Raw genomic sequence first — 18,525 nt, forward strand, 5'->3', positions numbered from 1 at the left:
CGCCCGTCCCGGTGGCCCGATCACGTCGCTCCGCGCCGATGCGGTTGGCTCCACGGCCTGTTGCGGACATGATCGGGCAGTGTCAACGGTTCGACGGTCCAGTGGGAAGCCCGGGAGGCATGTGTGATGAGCAGCCCCAACAAAGACGTGGACAAGGTCGTGATCAGGCTCAAGTGGGATCCCAGCCCAGCGGGATCCCCGGCCCACGATCTCGACATCATCGCCGCGACCTACCCCGCCGAAGCCCCGTACGGCGCCCCGGCGTATCTCGTGCACTTCGACAGCCGCTCGCCGGACGGCACCATCACCCTCAACCGTGACAGCCGGACCGGCCAGGGCTTCGGCTTCGACGAGGAGATGACGCTGGAGCTGGACCGCGTGTCGAGCGCGTACTCCCGGGTGCTCGTCGGTGTCGCCATCCAACAGCGCGACGGGCACCTGGCGTTCGCGGAGGTGGCGGGCACGGGGATGCAGGTCCGGGAGGGCTACACGGTCCTGGCGGAGGACGACTTCTCGTCGGTCGGCGCGGCCACTGCGGCCGTCGTGGCCGAATTCGCCCGCGACGCCTCGGGATCGTGGGTCTTCCACCCCGGTGTCCGGGGCTTCGACGGCACCCCCGGCACGTTCGCCGCGACGATGGGGAACCGTACGCCCGAGGCATGAGGCGGCGGATGCCGTACGCCCCGTGCGCGCCACGTGGCGGCGGGGGACGGCGCGGCTCCGCCGGGGCCCCGACCCGGGCGGAGGACCTGGTCGGGGCCCCGGCGGGTGGGGCGTCAGGCTCCGACGTACTGCGCCAGGTGTTCGCCGGTGAGGGTGGAGCGGGCGGCCACCAGCTCGGCCGGGGTGCCCTCGAAGACGATCCGGCCGCCGTCGTGACCGGCCCCGGGACCCAGATCGATGATCCAGTCCGCGTGCGCCATGACCGCCTGGTGGTGCTCGACGACGATGACCGACTTGCCCGAGTCGACGAGCCGGTCCAGCAGGCCGAGCAACTGCTCCACGTCGGCGAGGTGGAGTCCGGTGGTCGGCTCGTCGAGCACGTACACCCCGCCCTTGTCGGCCATGTGCGTCGCGAGCCTGAGCCGCTGGCGCTCACCGCCGGAGAGCGTGGTCAGCGGCTGTCCCAGGCCGAGATAGCCCAGCCCGACGTCGACGAGCCGCTCCAGGATGCGGTGTGCCGCCGGGATGCGTGCCTCGCCCTCGGCGAAGAACTCCTCGGCCTCGGCCACCGACATGGCGAGCACCTCGCTGATGTCCCGGCCGCCGAAGAGATGGTCGAGCACCGACGACTGGAACCGCTTCCCCCCGCACTCCTCGCAGGGCGTGGCGACCCCTGCCATCATCGCCAGGTCCGTGTAGATCACACCCGCCCCGTTGCAGGCCGGGCAGGCGCCCTCGGAGTTGGGGCTGAACAGCGCGGGCTTCACACCGTTGGCCTTCGCGAACGCCTTGCGGATCGGATCGAGCAGCCCGGTGTACGTCGCCGGGTTGCTCCGCCGGGAGCCCCGGATGGCGCTCTGGTCGACCGCGACCACCTCCGTGCCCTCGGGCATCGACCCGTGCACGAGCGAGCTCTTGCCGGACCCCGCGACACCGGTCACGACCGTGAGCACGCCGAGCGGGATATCGACGTCGACACCCTGGAGGTTGTGCGCGCTCGCCCCCCGGATCCTCAGCGCCCCGGCGGGCTCGCGCACCGATTCCTTCAGCGCCGCGCGGTCGTCGAGGTGGCGTCCGGTGACCGTGTCACCGGCCCGCAGCCCCTCGACGGTGCCCTCGAAGCAGACGGCACCGCCGCCCGGACCGGCCCCGGGGCCCAGGTCGACGACATGGTCGGCGATGGCGATCGTCTGCGGCTTGTGCTCCACGACGAGCACCGTGTTGCCCTTGTCCCGCAGCCTCAGCAGCAGGTCGTTCATCCGCTGGATGTCGTGCGGGTGCAGGCCGATGGTGGGCTCGTCGAAGACATAGGTGACATCGGTGAGCGAGGAGCCGAGATGGCGGATCATCTTGACGCGCTGGGCCTCGCCGCCGGAGAGCGTGCCCGAGGGCCGGTCGAGCGAGAGGTAGCCGAGCCCGATCTCCACGAACGAGTCCAGGGTCTGCTGCAACGCGGCGAGCAGCGGGGCCACCGAGGGGTCGTCGAGGCCGCGCACCCACTCGGCCAGGTCGCTGATCTGCAGGGCGCAGACATCGGCGATGCTCAGCTTCCCGATCTTCGAGGAGCGGGCCTCCTCGCTGAGTCGGGTGCCCTCGCACTCGGGGCAGGTGGTGAAGGTGACGGCCCGCTCCACGAACTCCCGGATGTGCGGCTGCAACGCCTCCTTGTCCTTGGAGAGGAAGGACTTCTGGATCTTGGGGATCAGTCCCTCGTAGGTGAGGTTGACACCCTCGACCTTCACCTTGGTCGGCTCCCGGTGGAGGAAGTCCCGCATCTCCTTCTTGGTGAACTCCCGGATCGGCTTGTCCGGGTCGAGGAAGCCGGACTCGGCGTAGACCCGTACGGTCCAGAAACTGTCCGACTTCCAGCCGGGGATGGTGAACGCGCCCTCGGAGAGCGACTTGGTGTCGTCGTACAGCTGGCTCAGATCGATGTCCGAGACCGTGCCGCGGCCTTCGCAGTGGGTGCACATGCCGCCGGTGCGGCTGAAGGTCCGCTTGACGGTCCTGGTCCGGTCGGCGCCCCGGTCGACCTTGAACGCGCCGCTGGCCTGGACCGACGCGACGTTGAAGGAGAAGGCCTGGGGCGAGCCGATGTACGGCTTGCCCAGCCGGCTGAAGAGGATGCGCAGCATCGCGTTGGCGTCGGTGGCCGTGCCGACCGTGGAGCGCGGGTCGGCGCCGAGGCGCTGCTGGTCGACGGTGATCACGGTCGTCAGCCCGTCGAGCACATCGACCTCGGGCCGCGCCAGGCTCGGCATGAATCCCTGCACGAAGGCGCTGTACGTCTCGTTGATCAGCCGCTGCGACTCGGCGGCGATGGTGCCGAACACCAAGGAGCTCTTGCCCGAGCCGGAGACTCCCGTGAACACCGTCAGACGGCGCTTCGGGATCTCGATGCTGACGTCCTTGAGGTTGTTCACACGCGCGCCGTGCACGCGGATCATGTCGTGGCTGTCCGCTGCGTGCCGCTCGGGCGACCCCGTGTCCGTCCTCTTGGCCATGCTGGTCGTGTCTCCATCTGTCGGGCGGGGCCTCCCGGGTGCGGCGGGAGGTTCAGGTGCTCGTGGATACCCACGCACCGCACGCTAGTCGCGGGCCGGTGGCCGCGCTTCTCGATTCCTGACCGGCCTGGTGACCTGCTTCGCCACGCATGCGGGCATCCCCTCCGTGGCCCGTGCGGCCTCCCGCCGGTAGGTGCTCGGCGCCATGCCCACCAACTCGGTGAAGCGCGTGCTGAAGGTACCCAGCGACGAGCAGCCGACCATGAAGCAGACCTCGGTGACACCGAGGTCGCCACGGCGCAGCAGCGCCATCGCCCGCTCGACGCGCCGCGTCATCAGGTAGCTGTAGGGGGACTCCCCGTACGCCTGCCGGAAGGCGCGGCTCAGATGCCCCGCCGACATGTGCGCGCCGCGGGCCAGCGTCTCGACGTCCAGCGGCTGTGCGAAGTCGCGGTCGATCCGGTCGCGGACGCGGCGCAACCGCGCGAGGTCGCCCAGCCGCTGTGCCTCATCGGGTCTGCTCGTCATCTGCGCGATGGTGCCACACGGCTCGGACAGTCGCCCCTCGCGAGCGGTGCGGCCCCGGGCCGTCCGGGTACGCCGGAGGGCGCCGGCCGCTGGCCGACGCCCTCCTCACCCGGTGACCGGGGGTACTTTGATGATCAGCTGCAACCGCTGGTCGAGCCGCAGCCCTCGCAGATGTAGCAGGAACCGGCACGCTGCATCTTGGTGCCGCAGGAGAAGCAGAGCGGCGCGTCCGCGCTGATCCCGAGCTGCATCTCGACGAGCTCCGCCGAGGTGTGCGCGGTCTTCGGGGCGGGCTTCTCCGCCTCCTGCACCGCGGCCACCGCCTTCAGCGGCTCCGTCCGCACCGGGGCCGACTGGGCCAGGCTCTCGACGTCCAGGTCCTCGTCGTCGAGGGAGGGCTCGTACGAGCCGGTGTCGAGGTGGCGCTGGCGCTCCTCGGCCGAGTGGATGCCGAGCGCGGAGCGGGTCTCGAAGGGCAGGAAGTCCAGCGCGAGGCGGCGGAAGATGTAGTCGACGATCGACTGCGCCATCCGCACGTCCGGGTCGTCCGTCATACCGGCCGGCTCGAACCGCATGTTGGTGAACTTCGAGACATAGGTCTCCAGCGGCACGCCGTACTGCAGACCGACCGAGACGGCGATGGAGAAGGCGTCCATCATGCCCGCGAGGGTGGAGCCCTGCTTGGACATCTTCAGGAAGACCTCGCCGAGACCGTCGTCCGGGTAGGAGTTGGCGGTCATGTAGCCCTCGGCGCCGCCCACCGTGAAGGAGGTGGTGATGCCGGGACGGCCCTTGGGAAGGCGCTTGCGGACCGGACGGTACTCGACGACCTTCTCGACCGCGGTACGGATGGTCTCCTCGGCCTTGGCCGTGACCTCGGCCTTCTCCTTCTCCTTGGTCTTCGCGGAGAGGGGCTGGCCGACCTTGCAGTTGTCGCGGTAGATGGCGAGCGCCTTGACGCCCATCTTCCACGCCTCGAAGTAGACCTCCTCGACGTCCTCGACGGTGGCCGTCTCCGGCAGGTTCACCGTCTTGGACAGCGCGCCGGAGATCCACGGCTGGATCGCGGCCATCATGCGGACGTGGCCCATCGCGGAGATGGAGCGCTCGCCCATCGCGCAGTCGAAGACCTCGTAGTGCTCGGTCTTCAGGCCGGGGGCGTCGATCACGTTGCCGTGCTCGGCGATGTGGGCGACGACCGCCTCGATCTGCTCCTCCGGGTAGCCCAGGCGGCGCAGGGCCTGCGGGACGGTGCCGTTGACGATCTGCATCGAGCCGCCGCCGACCAGCTTCTTGAACTTGACCAGGGCGAGGTCGGGCTCCAGGCCGGTGGTGTCGCAGGACATCGCCAGACCGATGGTGCCGGTCGGCGCGATGACCGAGGCCTGCGCGTTGCGGAAACCGTTCTTCGCGCCGAGGCGGAGGACGTCCTGCCAGGCCTCCGTCGCGGCGGCCCAGATCGGGTTGTCCAGGTCGTCCGTGCGGACGGCGGCCGTGTTGGCGTCGGCGTGCTGCTTCATGACGCGCTGGTGCGGCTCGGCGTTGCGGGCGTAGCCGTCGTACGGGCCGACGACCGCGGCGAGCTCGGCGGAGCGCTTGTACGACGTACCCGTCATCAGCGAGGTGATGGCACCGGCGAGGGCGCGGCCGCCGTCGCTGTCGTAGGCGTGGCCGGTCGCCATCAGCAGGGCGCCGAGGTTGGCGTAGCCGATGCCGAGCTGGCGGAAGGCGCGGGTGTTCTCACCGATCTTCTGGGTCGGGAAGTCGGCGAAGCAGATGGAGATGTCCATCGCGGTGATGACCAGCTCGACGACCTTGGAGAAGCGCTCGACGTCGAACGACTGGCTGCCCTTGCCGTCGTCCTTGAGGAACTTCATCAGGTTCAGCGAGGCGAGGTTGCACGAGGTGTTGTCCAGGTGCATGTACTCGGAGCAGGGGTTCGAGCCGTTGATCCGGCCGGACTCCGGGCAGGTGTGCCAGTGGTTGATCGTGTCGTCGTACTGGATACCGGGGTCGGCGCAGGCCCAGGCGGCCTCGGCCATCTTGCGGAAGAGCGACTTGGCGTCGACCTCCTCGATGACCTCACCGGTCATGCGGGCGCGCAGCCCGAACGTGCCGCCGGACTCGACGGCCTTCATGAACTCGTCGTTGACCCGGACCGAGTTGTTGGCGTTCTGGTACTGGACGGACGTGATGTCGTCGCCGCCCAGGTCCATGTCGAAGCCCGCGTCGCGCAGGGCGCGGATCTTCTCCTCCTCCTTCACCTTGGTCTCGATGAAGTTCTCGATGTCGGGGTGGTCGACGTCGAGGATGACCATCTTGGCCGCGCGCCGGGTGGCACCGCCGGACTTGATCGTTCCGGCGGAGGCGTCGGCACCGCGCATGAAGGAGACCGGACCGGAGGCGTTGCCGCCGGAGGAGAGCAGTTCCTTGGAGGAACGGATACGGGAGAGGTTCAGGCCGGCGCCGGAGCCGCCCTTGAAGATCATGCCCTCTTCCTTGTACCAGTCGAGGATCGACTCCATGGAGTCGTCGACGGACAGGATGAAGCAGGCGGAGACCTGCTGCGGCTGGGGCGTCCCGACGTTGAACCAGACCGGGGAGTTGAAGCTGAAGATCTGGTGCAGGAGGGCGTACGCCAGCTCGTGCTCGAAGATCTCGGCGTCCTCGGGGGAGGCGAAGTAGCTGTAGTCCTCGCCGGCCTTGCGGTACGTCTTCACGATCCGGTCGATGAGCTGGCGCAGACCGGTCTCGCGCTGCGGGGTGCCGACGGCCCCGCGGAAGTACTTGCTGGTGACGATGTTGACCGCGTTCACCGACCAGAAGTCGGGGAACTCGACGCCACGCTGCTCGAAGTTGATCGAGCCGTCGCGCCAGTTGGTCATGACGACGTCACGACGCTCCCACGCCACCTCGTCGTACGGATGCACGCCGGGGGTGGTGTGGATGCGCTCGATACGCAGCCCCTTGCTCGACTTGGCTCCCTTGGTACGGGAACCTCGTGCCGGGCCGCTCGCCGTCTCTGTCATGCCGCCTCCCATATGTGGGCAAAAACACCCTGAAGTGCCCAGAACTTCCCGGGCACTGTCTGTCTCTGATGCCTCGAACGCCACCCAGGACGCCCGAAGCAGGTCTATGAAGCCGCCCCGCGGCCGGCCTCGCGCGATCGCGACGACCGGCCGGTGCCGATCAGTCGGCGGCGCCGGCGGGAACGGGGACCTCCGCGGCCCCGCCGCCTTCTTCCGTGGAGGGCCGCAACTCGCGGAGTTCCGCGATCGCGGCCTCGAAGTCTTCGAGTGTGTCGAACGCCCGGTACACGGACGCGAAGCGCAGGTACGCGACGAGGTCGAGTTCCCGCAGGGGGCCGAGGATGGCCAGGCCCACGTCGTGCGTGGTCAGCTCGGCACTCCCGGTGGCCCGTACCGCCTCCTCGACCCGCTGGCCGAGCTTGGCGAGGGCGTCCTCGGTGACCGGCCGCCCCTGGCACGCCTTGCGCACGCCGGAGATGACCTTGGTCCGACTGAAGGGCTCGGTCACGCCGCTCCGCTTCACCACCATCAGCGAACAGGTCTCCACCGTGGTGAAACGGCGGGCGCAGTCGGGACACTGGCGACGGCGTCGGATCGACGTGCCGTCATCGGTGGTGCGACTGTCGACGACCCGGCTGTCGGGGTGCCTGCAGAAGGGGCAGTGCATGGCTCCGAACCCTCCTTCACAGCACGACTGAATAGCCTCACCAGGGCCCGCCGGGGCCCTTCGAAGCTGTCACAAGCATAGGCGATGGCCACACCCTCGATCGACCGAGGACCACAACCTCTGGGTGGCCGGAGCAATCCAACCACTAGATCTTGGGTTTGGCCCCGCATTCGGCCCTACCGCGTGTCGCCCGTGACGAGCGACCGGCAGGCAGCGTAGCGGCCGCATCAGAGGTTACGGGAACGGCGCGGCGGCCGGGATCGCGGGTCCCTCCCGACGGTCCCGGACGGGCACCCGGCCCCGCCCCGGACGGGGCATCCACCCACCCGGCGGGCCGGTCCGCGCGGGCCCGGCACACAGTTCTCGCACATACACCTGACCAAGAACACGCGACAGACTTTTATCCCTTTTTCACTCGAACGTGTGTTTGGCGCAACCTTTCGAAAGCCACTACCGTTGTCCAGCCAGGGAGACCATTCGAGAGGGGCCGACGTGACCACCACCGCAGACAGCGCCACCATCACCGCCCAGGACCGCTCCCAGGGCCGATTCGAGCCGGTGCATGCCATGAACGACTCAGTCACGAACATGGAGGGGCCGGATTCCGCGCGCCCAGCGCGCTCCTTGCCCGGCCGCCCTCCTGGAATCCGGGCGGACAGCTCGGGGCTCACCGACCGGCAGCGTCGTGTCATCGAGGTGATCCGGGATTCCGTGCAGCGGCGCGGCTACCCCCCCTCCATGCGGGAGATCGGCCAGGCGGTGGGCCTCTCCAGCACGTCTTCCGTGGCGCACCAGCTGATGGCCCTGGAGCGGAAGGGCTTCCTCCGTCGCGACCCCCACCGGCCCCGGGCGTACGAGGTCCGCGGTTCGGACCAGCCCAGCTCGCAGCCCACCGACACGACCGGCAAGCCCGCGGCGTCGTACGTGCCCCTGGTCGGCCGGATCGCGGCGGGCGGCCCCATCCTCGCCGAGGAGTCGGTCGAGGACGTCTTCCCCCTCCCCCGCCAGCTCGTCGGTGACGGTGAGCTGTTCGTTCTCAAGGTCGTCGGCGATTCGATGATCGAGGCGGCCATCTGCGACGGCGACTGGGTCACCGTCCGCCGCCAGCCCGTCGCGGAGAACGGCGACATCGTGGCCGCCATGCTGGACGGCGAGGCCACCGTCAAGCGCTTCAAGCGGGAGGACGGCCACGTCTGGCTGCTTCCGCACAACGCGGCGTACCAGCCCATCCCGGGCGACGAGGCGACGATCCTCGGCAAGGTGGTGGCCGTCCTGCGGCGGGTGTGAGGCCCGCCCCCTCCGACCGGGCCCCGGGATCCACTGCGCCGATCCCGGGGCTCGCTCATGTCCGGAGCCGGGCTCCCGGACGGAAGCCCGATGCGCTCTAGCGGCCGTCCGCCTTGGCCGCCGCGTCGATCGCCGCGAGCGAGCGACGCGCCTGGTTGCGATCGGTGGTGTACCAGAAGTCGGGCAGCGAGGCGCGCAGATAGCTCCCGTACCGGGCGTTGGCCAGACGGGGATCGAGCACGGCCACCACGCCCTTGTCCCCCGTCGCCCGGACGAGCCGGCCGGCGCCCTGGGCCATCAGCAGCGCGGCATGTGTGGCCGCGACGGCCATGAATCCGTTGCCGCCCGCCTCCTCGACCGCCTTCTGGCGCGCGCTCATCAGTGGATCGTCGGGGCGGGGGAAGGGGATGCGGTCCATGACCACCAGCTGGCAGCTGGCCCCGGGCACATCGACGCCCTGCCAGAGCGAGAGCGTGCCGAAGAGGCAGGTCTCGGGGTCGGCCGCGAAATTCTTGATCAGCTCGCCGAGCGTCTCCTCGCCCTGGAGGAGGATCGGCTTGTCCAGCCGGCCCCGTAGCTCCTCGGCCGCGGCCTGGGCGGCCCGCATCGAGGAGAACAGCCCGAGCGTGCGCCCGCCCGCCGCCTCGACCAGCTCGGCGAGCTCGTCCAGCATGTCGGTACGGGAGCCCTCCCGGCCCGGCGTGGCCAGATGCCGGGCGACGTAGAGGATGCCCTGCTTGGGGTAGTCGAACGGCGAGCCGACATCCAGCCCCTTCCACTGCGGGAGGTCCTCGCCCTCGACGCCCTCGGGGGACAGCCCGAGGGATGCACCCACCCCGTTGAAGTCGCCGCCGAGCTTCAGCGTGGCCGAGGTCAGCACGACGGACCGCTCGGTGAAGAGCTTCTCCCGCAGCAGCCCCGAGACGGAGAGCGGGGCGACCCGCAGGGAGGCGCCGAAGCGGTCGTGGCGCTCGAACCAGACGACGTCGTACTCCGAACCGTGGGTGATCCGCTCCGCGACGCCGTGGATCGACTCCACCGAGGCCAGGGCCTGCTTGCGCACGGCGTCCTCGTCCTGGACGGACTTGTCGCGGGTCGCGCCCAGCGCGGAGATCACCGTCCGCGCGGCATCGCGCAGGGCCAGCAGCGCGTAGTTCAGGTCCTCGGGGACCTCCTCCAGACGGCCGGGGAGCGCCAGCTCCATCACCCGCTCGAACCCCTCCGAGGCGGTCTGCAGCGCGTCGGCGGCCTTCTCGTTGACCAGCTTCGCCGCCCGGCGGACCGCCCGGTTGACCTGGCCCGGGGTGAGCTCGCCGGTGGCCACGCCGGTGACACGGGAGACCAGCTCATGGGCCTCGTCGATGATCAGCACCTCGTGCTGCGGGAGCACCGGGGCCCCCTCGATCGCGTCGATGGCGAGAAGGGCGTGGTTGGTGACCACGACATCGGCGAGCTTGGCCCGCTCGCGGGCCGCCTCCGCGAAGCACTCGGCCCCGTACGCGCACTTCGAGGCGGACAGGCACTCGCGCGAGGAGACGGAGACCTGTGCCCAGGCGCGGTCGGAGACGCCCGGGGTGAGATCGTCGCGGTCCCCGGTCTCCGTCTCGTCCGACCAGTCCCGCAGCCGGATCAGGTCCTGGCCGAGCTTGCTCGACGGGGCGGCGGCCTCGAACGGGTCGAAGAGTCCCTCCTCCTCGTCCTGCGGCACCCCCTCGTGGAGCCGGTGCAGACACAGGTAGTTCGACCGGCCCTTGAGCATGGCGAACTGGGGGCGCCGTCGCAGCAGCGGGTGCAGGGCGTCGACCGTACGCGGAAGATCGCGCTCCACCAGCTGGCGCTGGAGCGCCAGGGTCGCCGTGGCGACCACGACCCGCTCCCCGTGCGCGAGCGCGGGCACCAGGTAGCCGAGGGACTTTCCGGTGCCGGTACCGGCCTGGACGAGCAGATGGGATTGGTCGTCCACGGCCTCGGCGACGGCCTCGGCCATGGCGGCCTGACCGGGGCGTTCCGTACCGCCGACGGCGGTCACGGCGGCGTGCAGGAGCTCGGGGAGGGATGGCTTCGTCATAGCCCGACCAGCGTACGGGTCGCCACTGACAACAGCGGTCACTCCCGGACTCCGGCGGCGGGGTCGAGCGGGTTGGGCACGGTTCCGTGGCGGGCGGCGTGCGGGCGCTGCGGACGGTCCCGGTAGCCGTCCTCGTGCAGCCGGTTGCGGTTCAGACAGAGGCGCTCGATCTCGGGAGTGAGCAGGTCGAACATCTCGAACCGGTCCTTGAGCTCCGGGAAGCGGGCGTGGTGGCGCAGGATCTCGGCCCGGACGAGTGACCAGAATTCGTCCTCGGGAACCGCCAGCTGCTCCTCGCAGAGCGCCGACAGGAAGCGGAACACACCGACGAAGAGCCCGGAGTGGATGAACTGGGTGAGGAAGGAGGGGTCCTCGGTGAGCAGGATGCGGCGCACCTCCTCGGGCATCGTCTCGTGCTCCGGCAGCGGCTGGGAGCTGACGTTGACGTCGTCGACGAAGTCCTTGATCGCCAGGCGTACCGGCACGTCCCGCGCGTCGAAGACCACGATGGCGTTCTCGCCGTGCGGGGAGAAGACCGTGCCGTACCGGTAGAGGAAGTGGAGCAGCGGCGGGAGCAGGGCGGCGAAGAGGTGGGTCAGCCAGGCGGTGGGGGTCAGCCCGGAGCGGGCGACGAGCTCGGCGGTGAAGGCGCGGCCGTGCGGGTCGGTGTGGAGCAGCGAGGCGAGGGTCCGGGCCCGCTCACCGGGGGCGAGCCGGGGCAGCAGGGGCTCGCGCCAGATCGCGCCGAGGATCTCCTTGAACTGGTACGGAACCTCGGGAAGGCGGTCGTAGAGCGGATGCTCGACCGTCACGGAGGCGACCTCGCCGAGGAGGACGACCCGGCAGGTGTCGCGGAGGAAGGCGTCCTGGTCGCGCAGGCCGTGCACCCAGGTGGTGACGGCGGGGGCGGCGAGGGTCCGCTCGGTCGGCAGTCCGCGCCAGACCAGGGTGTTGAGGATCGACAGCGGCAGCTTGACGGAGTGCCGGTCCGGGCGGCTCACATTGGTGAAGGTGCGGATGGACTGCTGGGGCAGTCGGAGGTCCGGGTCGGTGTGGAGCGGCACGATCTCCCCGGCGGCGAGGGCGGGGGCGAAGAGCGGAACGATCCATTCGTCCCACTGCCAGGGGTGCACGGGGAGGAAGAGGTAGCCGCCGGGGTCGAGGCCCCGGGAGCGGAGCACGGCATCGAAGGAGGCGCGGACCGAGGGGGCGAGCTCATGGGCGTAGAGCTGCTCCGGGCCGGTCAGTCCGGAGGCGCCCCGGTAGGCGGCGATGGTGGTGGAGACGGCGATCCACGGCAGGGCGAGCGGGGTGCGGGCCTCGGGGGTGTAGCGCGCGGCGTCGGCGGCGGAGAGGCCGAGGCGGCCCTTGTTCGCGACGAGCCAGGGGTGGCCGGTCTGGTGCCCCTCCAGCTCCGCGTAGTCGAGGTCGGCCAGCTCGGCGGCGGTGAGCGCGGTGTGGTCGAGGCGGACGTCGGCGGCGAGGGTGGTGGTGATCTCGCGGATGAGGTGGCCGAGGGTGGCTCCGTCGATGCCGAGCAGCCGACGCGCGCGGACGAGGAAGCGGAGCGGATCGCGGAAGGGTGTGGCGCCGGTGGCCGGTCCCTCGCCGGGGGGCGGCGGCGGGGTCTCCAGGACGGAGTCCGGGACGATGTGCCAGCTCCCGTACGCCCCCCGCCGGGCACGGAAGGCGAGGCTGCCGCCGTCGTCGAGGGTGAGGGTGTACGTGTCGGCCCGGCGGACCGGCTCGACGACTCCCTCGTAGGCGAACTGTTCGAGCGTCTTGGCGAGAAGCCGGGCGGCGGCCCGGTCCCAGACCGTGCGGTCCAGTTCGGGCGTGCGGAGCGATGAGGCGGACTCCGCTGTTGGCTCATGGCTCTCGGGATATGTCGGCACGGGGACTCCTCGGGGTGGAACCCATGGGGTTCGAACGGGGCGAGTGGGGCAACGGTTCGTTCACAGGTGGGCACGGTGGATTCGGTCGCGGACCATCAGGGCGGCTTGCTTGTCGGGGAGTTCCAGCTCCGCGGAGAAGCGGAAGCCGGCGCTCAGGAACGCGGAGACGGACGGGGTGTTGCGGAGGTCGGGCTCGGCGACCACCCGCGCGCACTGGGGGCGGTGGTCGAGGACGAGATCGGCGACGGCCCTCAGCAGCGTGGTGCCGATGCCGTGACCGCGGTCGTTCACACCGCCGATGAGCAGGTGGATCCCGGTGTCGTGCGGGCGGGCCGGGTAGTGGCGGGCCAGCGGGTCGAGATCGGCGCGGTAGATCTCCCAGTAGCTCATGGGGACGCCTCCGAGCACGCCGAGGCAGGGCACGCTGCGCCCGTCGCCGTCGAGCTGGGGGCGCAGATGGGCGGCCGTGACGGCCTCGGACCCGGCCAGCTCCCAGAAGGCCGCGACCGCCGGGTCGTTCATCCACCGGCTAAGTACGGCCAGGTCGCGCTCCAGCCGTACGGGGACGAGCTGGAACACCCCGGCCGACGTGGCGACGGGGCGCCAGTCGGCCGGGCGGTCGAGCAGGTACGAGTGGGCCGCCGTCGGCTCCTCGCCGGCCCCCCGGTCCCGGTCGCTCCCGACGGCTCGGGCGTCCTCGCCGCACAGGGCGCGGAGTTCCTCGGGAAGTTCCAGGTCCAGGGTGTCGTCGGCGCCGGTGTCGGCCGGTGGGACGGGGCCGGTACCGGCGTCGGCGTACGCGTCGGCGGGAGCCACGGGGCGTTCTCCTCTCGGCGGTCGGTCGGTGGCCGGGCCCTCAGGCGTGCAGGGGGTTGGCCATGGTGACGTAGACGGACTGGGTGTCGACCGGCCCGACCAGCTCGTCCAGGCCGTGCATCCGGGTCAGCAGATTGGCCTTGCAGCGCAGGTGCGGCTTCTCCAGCAGGTGTGCGGTGAGCGGGGAGCCCAGACCGGCGGCCGAGCCGAGGAACCGGCGGAAGGCCGCGATCAGTACCCGCTCGTCGGCGAGGCGCTGGGCGCCGAAGGCCCCGATCAGGCCGAACACGTGGTTGATGCCGAGGTAGTAGGCGAACCGCTCGTCGGTGACCGCGTCGGAGACGAAGGTGTCGCTCAGCGTGCCGATGCCGGGGAGCCGCTCCTCCAGCGCGGCGCGGTGCGACTCGCGGAAGTAGTAGCCCTGGTTGTCCCGGTACCGGCCGCCGGCCGGCCACCCCTCCTGGTCCAGGAGGACCAGGGTGTTCTGCTGATGCGCTTCGAGGGCCACCCCGGCCCGGCCGTCGAGCCAGAGCACCGGGCGTACAACACGGTCCAGGTAGCGCAGGAACCACTCGGTGGCGACCGCGCCGGTGCCCCGGCCGGTGGCGGCGGCCAGCGCGTGCACGATCCCGGCGAGCCGCGAGCGCATGCCCGGCCGCCCCGGCCAGGGGCGCGGCGCGGTCAGGGCCGCGATGCAGACGGCGTCGTCCAGCGGCCCGAACGGGTTGTGCCGCAGGATCACGTCGAGTCCCCGGACAGGGGCGGCGTCGAGGCCGTCGACGGCGAGCCAGGCGGGGTCCCGGACGATGTCGAACTCCGGGTGGGCGGCGTGCCATTCGGTGGCGAGTCCGCTGCGGAGCAGCCGGTGGACCTCGACGCCGCGGTGGAGTTCCTTGCGGAGGTTCTCCCGGCGGGAGTTGGTGATGCGGACGCCCAGGGAGAGCTTGAGCATGACGTCGGCGCCGGGCTGGTGCACGGTGCGGACCGAGGAGGTGGGGTGCCAGCGCTCGCCGTGCGGTCCCAGGTCGTGGAGGAGCCCGGCGTCGAACAGGGCGGCCACCTCGGGGCGGTGGCGCAGCTCCCGGGCCTGCCAGGGGTGGAGGGGCAGCGGTGCGGTGCCGTCCGGGAGTCGTAGCCCTTCGGCGTGGGCGGCGACCAGTTCGGCGGCGGGCACCGGGCGGCCCTTGTCGGTCCAGGCGGAGTCGGTGGCCAGTACGGACCGGTCGACGGCCATCCAGTGGAGCGGGAAGGAGCCGTGCGACTCGGGCGAGTAGAGCCGGGACTCGGCCTCGGAGAGCCCCTCGCGGCTCTTGGGGGTGGGGTGCAGCGGGTGGCCGAGGAGCAGTGACTGTTCGGCGGTGAGGAAGAGGTCGACGCCGGCCGGGGGGTGCGGGGCGCCGCGCCGTTCGGCGATGAAGTCGGCGGTGCGGCGCACCGAGTCGGCCACCCGGGCCACCAGGTCGGCGCCGTGGTCGCGGCCGGCCTCGCGGCCCAGGAGGGTGGCGACGGTGACGGCGTCGGCGGGGGGTGCGCCCTCGGGCGCCCCGTCCAGGGCGGGCGGGCCGAAGCGGTGCCAGCCGGTGTCCGACCAGTGCAGGACGGGGACGAGCAGGGCCGTTCCGCTGGCGGGGAGGGCGACGCGGAGCACCGGTCCGTCCGGGCGGTGCAGCCCGGTCTCCCGGACCCAGCAGCGCAGCAGGTTCTCGGTGCCCGCCGTGTCGGCGGCCCGGTGCGGGTCCGGGTGGTCGAGCGGGTCGGCCGGTGCCCCGGCGGGGACCGGGGCTCCGGCGGGGTGGCGCTCCTCGGGCGGGGCCGTCATCTGCCGCGGCACGAGGGACTGTTCGAGGACGAGCGGGCCGGCGGTCCCGGCCTGTGCGCGCTGCGGAGTGGGGGAGGCTCCGTCGATGTGGGGGGTGGGAGTGGGGGTGGGGGTGGGGTTCACGGTGGTCTTTCTCGTGAGGGCGTCCGGGGTCAGCGGACCGACCCGGTCGTGATCCGGCGGTGCGGCAGCCGCTCGGCGGCCGCCAGGGCGTCGGCGAGGCGGTCCACGACCGCGGTCGCCTGTTCATCGGTGAGGGTCAGGGGCGGGAGGAGGCGTACGACGGTGGAGTGGCGTCCGCCGAGCTCGACGATGAGGCCGCGGCGCAGGCACTCCTGCTGGACGGCCGCGGCGAGGGCGGGGGCCGGCGGGGGTTCGGGGCCGTCGCCGTCGGCTTCCGGGTCGACCAGTTCGATCCCGATCATCAGGCCGCGTCCGCGCACGTCGCCGAGGGTGGGGTGGTCGGCGGCCAGCGCCCGCAGGCGGGCGAGCATCCGGGCCCCGAGGGTGGCGGCGCGCTCGGCGAGGCGGTTCTCCCGTACGTAGGCGAGGGTGGCCGTGCCGGCGGCCATCGCGAGCTGGTTGCCCCGGAAGGTGCCGGCGTGGGCGCCGGGCTCCCAGGTGTCGAGTTCGGCCCGGTAGACGATCACGGCGAGCGGGAGGGAGCCGCCGATCGCCTTGGAGAGCACCATCACGTCGGGCACGATCCCGCTGTGCTCGACCGCCCAGAAGGCGCCGGTGCGGCCGACCCCGGTCTGGACCTCGTCGGCGATCAGCGGGACGGAGCGGGCCTCGGTGATCTCGCGCATCCGGCGCATCCAGCCGTCCGGCGCCGGATTCACCCCGCCCTCGCCCTGGACGGGTTCGAGGATCATCCCGGCGGGCAGGGGGGTGCCGGACTTGGGGTCGTCGAGGAGGTTCTCGGTCCACCGGGCGGCGATCTCGGCGCCGCGCTCCCCGCCGACGCCGAAGGGGCAGCGGTAGTCGCGCGGGAAGGGCAGCCGGGTCACCGCGACGTCCTCGGCGCCTCCGGACGCGGCGAGCGCTCCCGCCGTCATCCCGTGGTAGGCGCCGGTGAAGGCGAACAGGCCGTTGCGCCCGGTCGCGCCGCGGACCAGTTTGAAGGCCGCCTCCACCGCGTCGGTGCCCGCCGGTCCGCAGAACTGGATCCGGGCGTTCTCGGCGAACCGCCGGGGCAGCGTGGCGAACAGCTCCGTGGTGAAGGCGTCCTTGACCGGGGTGGCCAGATCGAGGACATGCAGCGGCGCCCCCGAGTCGATCACCTTCTTGATCGCCTCCAGGACGACCGGGTGGTTGTGCCCGAGCGCCAGGGTGCCCGCGCCGGAGAGGCAGTCGAGATAGCGCCGCCCGTCCGCTCCCTCGATGGTCAGCCCGCGGGCCCTTACCGGCACGATCGGCAGCGAGCGCGCATAGGTCCGGGCGGCGGATTCCCGCAGGGACTGACGGCGCAGAATCCCTTCGTGCACCGCCGGTGCTGCCACCGGGGCTGATTCGGTCACGGCCACGGCTTTCGGTCCTCCTGCTGTAACGGTTGCGTTGCACATCGGTTCGCCGGCGCACGGACAAAGTGCGGGAGTGAACGCTGTTCCCGGCGCTTCCGCACGTACCAACGACGCCGAACGCGGTGGATCACGGGTAAATCGGAAGATCCTTGCGGCCGCGGAACCACGGACCTGCCGGTCGCCGTCCCCATCGGCACCGGCATAGTGGGGGCCGCACAGGAATCCGGACACTCGTCCGATCGTCCTCGGAGGTGTTCGGAGCGGCCGGCTCGGAGCGCCGCCGAAGTGCTGTACGGAAGTGTTGGGTTACGGAAGTCCCAGGGGGATCACCACATGCGACTCGTTCGACCGGCTCTCGCCACACGTCAGGGAAGGGGGCGCCGTCGGCCGGTGCTCGCCGTGGCCGCCGTGGCCGCGGCCCTCGCACTGACCGCCACCGGCTGCGGGCCCGAGGAGGACAACGCGGACGGCGCGTCGAGCGTCTCCGCCGACCCGTCCGCGAACGGCAAGATCAAGATTCCCGAGGACCTGAAGAACCGCCTCAAGGAACACGGGATCGATCTCGACAAGTGGAAGAACGGCGAGTGGAAGAACTGGGACAAGGAGACCTGGCTGCGTGAGGCCAAGGACTTCGTCAACCCGATCATCGACGGGCTCTGGGACCCGGACCGCATGCGGGACGCGGACAAGTCCCCCGAGCAGCCGGTCGACAACGACATCTCCGGCGACGCGGGCGTGACGGACCCGACACCCGTGCCGGTCCGGGCCACCGGTGTCGCGACGCCGTACCACGACAGCGCCCCGGCGTCCGGGAAGCTGCTCTTCGACAGCCCCGAGGGCACCATGGTCTGCTCGGCAACCGTGGTCACGGACCCGGCGCACCCGGGGAAGTCCAACCTGGTGTGGACCGCCGGGCACTGCGTGCACGCGGGCAAGAAGGGCGGCTGGTACCGCAACATCGCCTTCGTGCCGTCGTACAACAACCAGGGCATGCCGACGTCCGCGCTGAAGAAGGCGACCAAGGAGCAGATCGCTCCCTACGGCGTGTGGTGGGGCGACTGGGCGCAGACCTCCGACCAGTGGATCTCGCAGGGGGCCTCGTCGGGCGGCCAGGGCGCGCCCTACGACTACGCGGTGCTGCATGTGACGCCGGAGAAGGGTGCGTCGGGCAAGTCCCTGGAGGAGACGGTCGGTTCGGCGCTGCCCGTCGAGTTCAACGCCCCGGCCGTGCCGAAGATCTCCGCCATGACGGCGACCGGCTTCCCGGCCGCTCCGCCGTACGACGGCCAGAGGGCGTTCCAGTGCAAGGACCGGCCGGGCCGGCTCTCGCTGACCGCGCAGGACCCGACGATGTACCGCATCGGCTGCTCCATGACCGGCGGCTCCTCCGGCGGCGGCTGGGTCGCCACGGGGCAGGACGGCAAGCCCGCACTGGTCTCGAACACCTCCATCGGCCCGGTGACCGCCGGCTGGCTGGCCGGTCCGCGCTTCGGTGATGTGGCCAAGGGCATCTACGAGTCGGTGAGCAAGAAGTACGCGGGACAGTGACACGGAATCGTCAACTCCGCCCAGAGCAACGGAATTGACGATCCATCAGGGCCCCCGGTGCGCGACTGGCGCGCCGGGGGCCCCTCGCTTCGTACCCGGTCCGCGATGGCGCAAAGCACACCCCGGGCCGTCATAGGGTGGCCCCTGCGCAGGTCGGCCGCCGAGCACAGGGCCGCCG

General features: G+C 71.2%; 12 protein-coding genes. 3 read left to right on the forward strand and 9 right to left on the reverse strand.

Features of this window, described 5'->3' with window-relative positions:
• The first annotated feature begins 126 nt into the window (after positions 1-126).
• A complete protein-coding gene (locus ACIQGQ_RS28625) occupies positions 127-663 on the forward strand; it encodes a TerD family protein (protein ID WP_402400799.1) in 537 nt (178 codons plus the stop codon).
• Between the two features lie 113 nt (positions 664-776).
• Here ACIQGQ_RS28625 and ACIQGQ_RS28630 read toward each other — a convergent pair whose 3' ends face one another.
• The 4 genes from ACIQGQ_RS28630 to nrdR all read right to left on the reverse strand — a co-directional run bounded on the left by ACIQGQ_RS28630 (position 777) and on the right by nrdR (position 7,391).
• Complete coding sequence (locus ACIQGQ_RS28630) at positions 777-3,167, reverse strand: ATP-binding cassette domain-containing protein (RefSeq protein ID WP_402400802.1); 2,391 nt, start codon at positions 3,165-3,167, stop codon at positions 777-779.
• Positions 3,168-3,251: 84 nt separating this feature from the next.
• The gene (locus ACIQGQ_RS28635) at positions 3,252-3,695 is read right to left on the reverse strand and encodes a helix-turn-helix transcriptional regulator (protein ID WP_402400805.1); all 444 of its coding nucleotides are present in this window, start codon (positions 3,693-3,695) and stop codon (positions 3,252-3,254) included.
• A gap of 134 nt (positions 3,696-3,829) precedes the next feature.
• A complete protein-coding gene (locus tag ACIQGQ_RS28640) occupies positions 3,830-6,724 on the reverse strand; it encodes a vitamin B12-dependent ribonucleotide reductase (protein WP_402400808.1) in 2,895 nt (964 codons plus the stop codon).
• 160 nt (positions 6,725-6,884) lie between these two features.
• The gene (nrdR, locus tag ACIQGQ_RS28645) at positions 6,885-7,391 is read right to left on the reverse strand and encodes a transcriptional regulator NrdR (protein WP_366296814.1); all 507 of its coding nucleotides are present in this window, start codon (positions 7,389-7,391) and stop codon (positions 6,885-6,887) included.
• Between the two features lie 492 nt (positions 7,392-7,883).
• Between nrdR and lexA the strand changes: the two genes are divergently transcribed.
• Entirely contained in the window at positions 7,884-8,678 is a 795-nt protein-coding gene (gene lexA, locus ACIQGQ_RS28650) for a transcriptional repressor LexA (RefSeq protein ID WP_402400812.1), read from the forward strand.
• A 97-nt stretch (positions 8,679-8,775) separates the two neighbouring features.
• On the opposite strand, the gene ACIQGQ_RS28655 is transcribed toward lexA, so the two are convergent.
• Genes ACIQGQ_RS28655 through ACIQGQ_RS28675 form a run of 5 tightly spaced genes read right to left on the reverse strand, consistent with a single transcriptional unit; the run spans position 8,776 to position 16,802 of the window.
• Positions 8,776-10,746 carry an ATP-dependent DNA helicase gene (locus ACIQGQ_RS28655; RefSeq protein ID WP_402400815.1) on the reverse strand — a complete coding sequence of 657 codons (1,971 nt, stop codon included), beginning with the start codon at positions 10,744-10,746 and terminating at the stop codon, positions 8,776-8,778.
• Positions 10,747-10,784: 38 nt separating this feature from the next.
• Entirely contained in the window at positions 10,785-12,641 is a 1,857-nt protein-coding gene (locus tag ACIQGQ_RS28660) for an IucA/IucC family protein (RefSeq protein ID WP_402400818.1), read from the reverse strand.
• 60 nt (positions 12,642-12,701) lie between these two features.
• Positions 12,702-13,457: a GNAT family N-acetyltransferase gene (locus ACIQGQ_RS28665; protein ID WP_402400820.1), complete on the reverse strand. Its 756-nt coding sequence runs from the start codon at positions 13,455-13,457 to the stop codon at positions 12,702-12,704.
• 40 nt (positions 13,458-13,497) lie between these two features.
• Positions 13,498-15,399, reverse strand: coding sequence for an IucA/IucC family protein (locus tag ACIQGQ_RS28670; RefSeq protein WP_402400823.1), 1,902 nt, complete (start codon positions 15,397-15,399; stop codon positions 13,498-13,500).
• A gap of 29 nt (positions 15,400-15,428) precedes the next feature.
• Positions 15,429-16,802, reverse strand: a complete 1,374-nt coding sequence (locus tag ACIQGQ_RS28675; RefSeq protein ID WP_402400825.1) for a diaminobutyrate--2-oxoglutarate transaminase family protein — start codon at positions 16,800-16,802, stop codon at positions 15,429-15,431.
• Positions 16,803-17,132: 330 nt separating this feature from the next.
• On the opposite strand from ACIQGQ_RS28675, the gene ACIQGQ_RS28680 reads away from it, so the two are divergent.
• Entirely contained in the window at positions 17,133-18,347 is a 1,215-nt protein-coding gene (locus ACIQGQ_RS28680) for a trypsin-like serine peptidase (protein WP_402400828.1), read from the forward strand.
• Positions 18,348-18,525: the final 178 nt, after the last annotated feature.

This window comes from Streptomyces sp. NPDC092952 (assembly GCF_044754785.1).
In the GTDB taxonomy this organism is placed as follows: Bacteria; Actinomycetota; Actinomycetes; order Streptomycetales; family Streptomycetaceae; genus Streptomyces.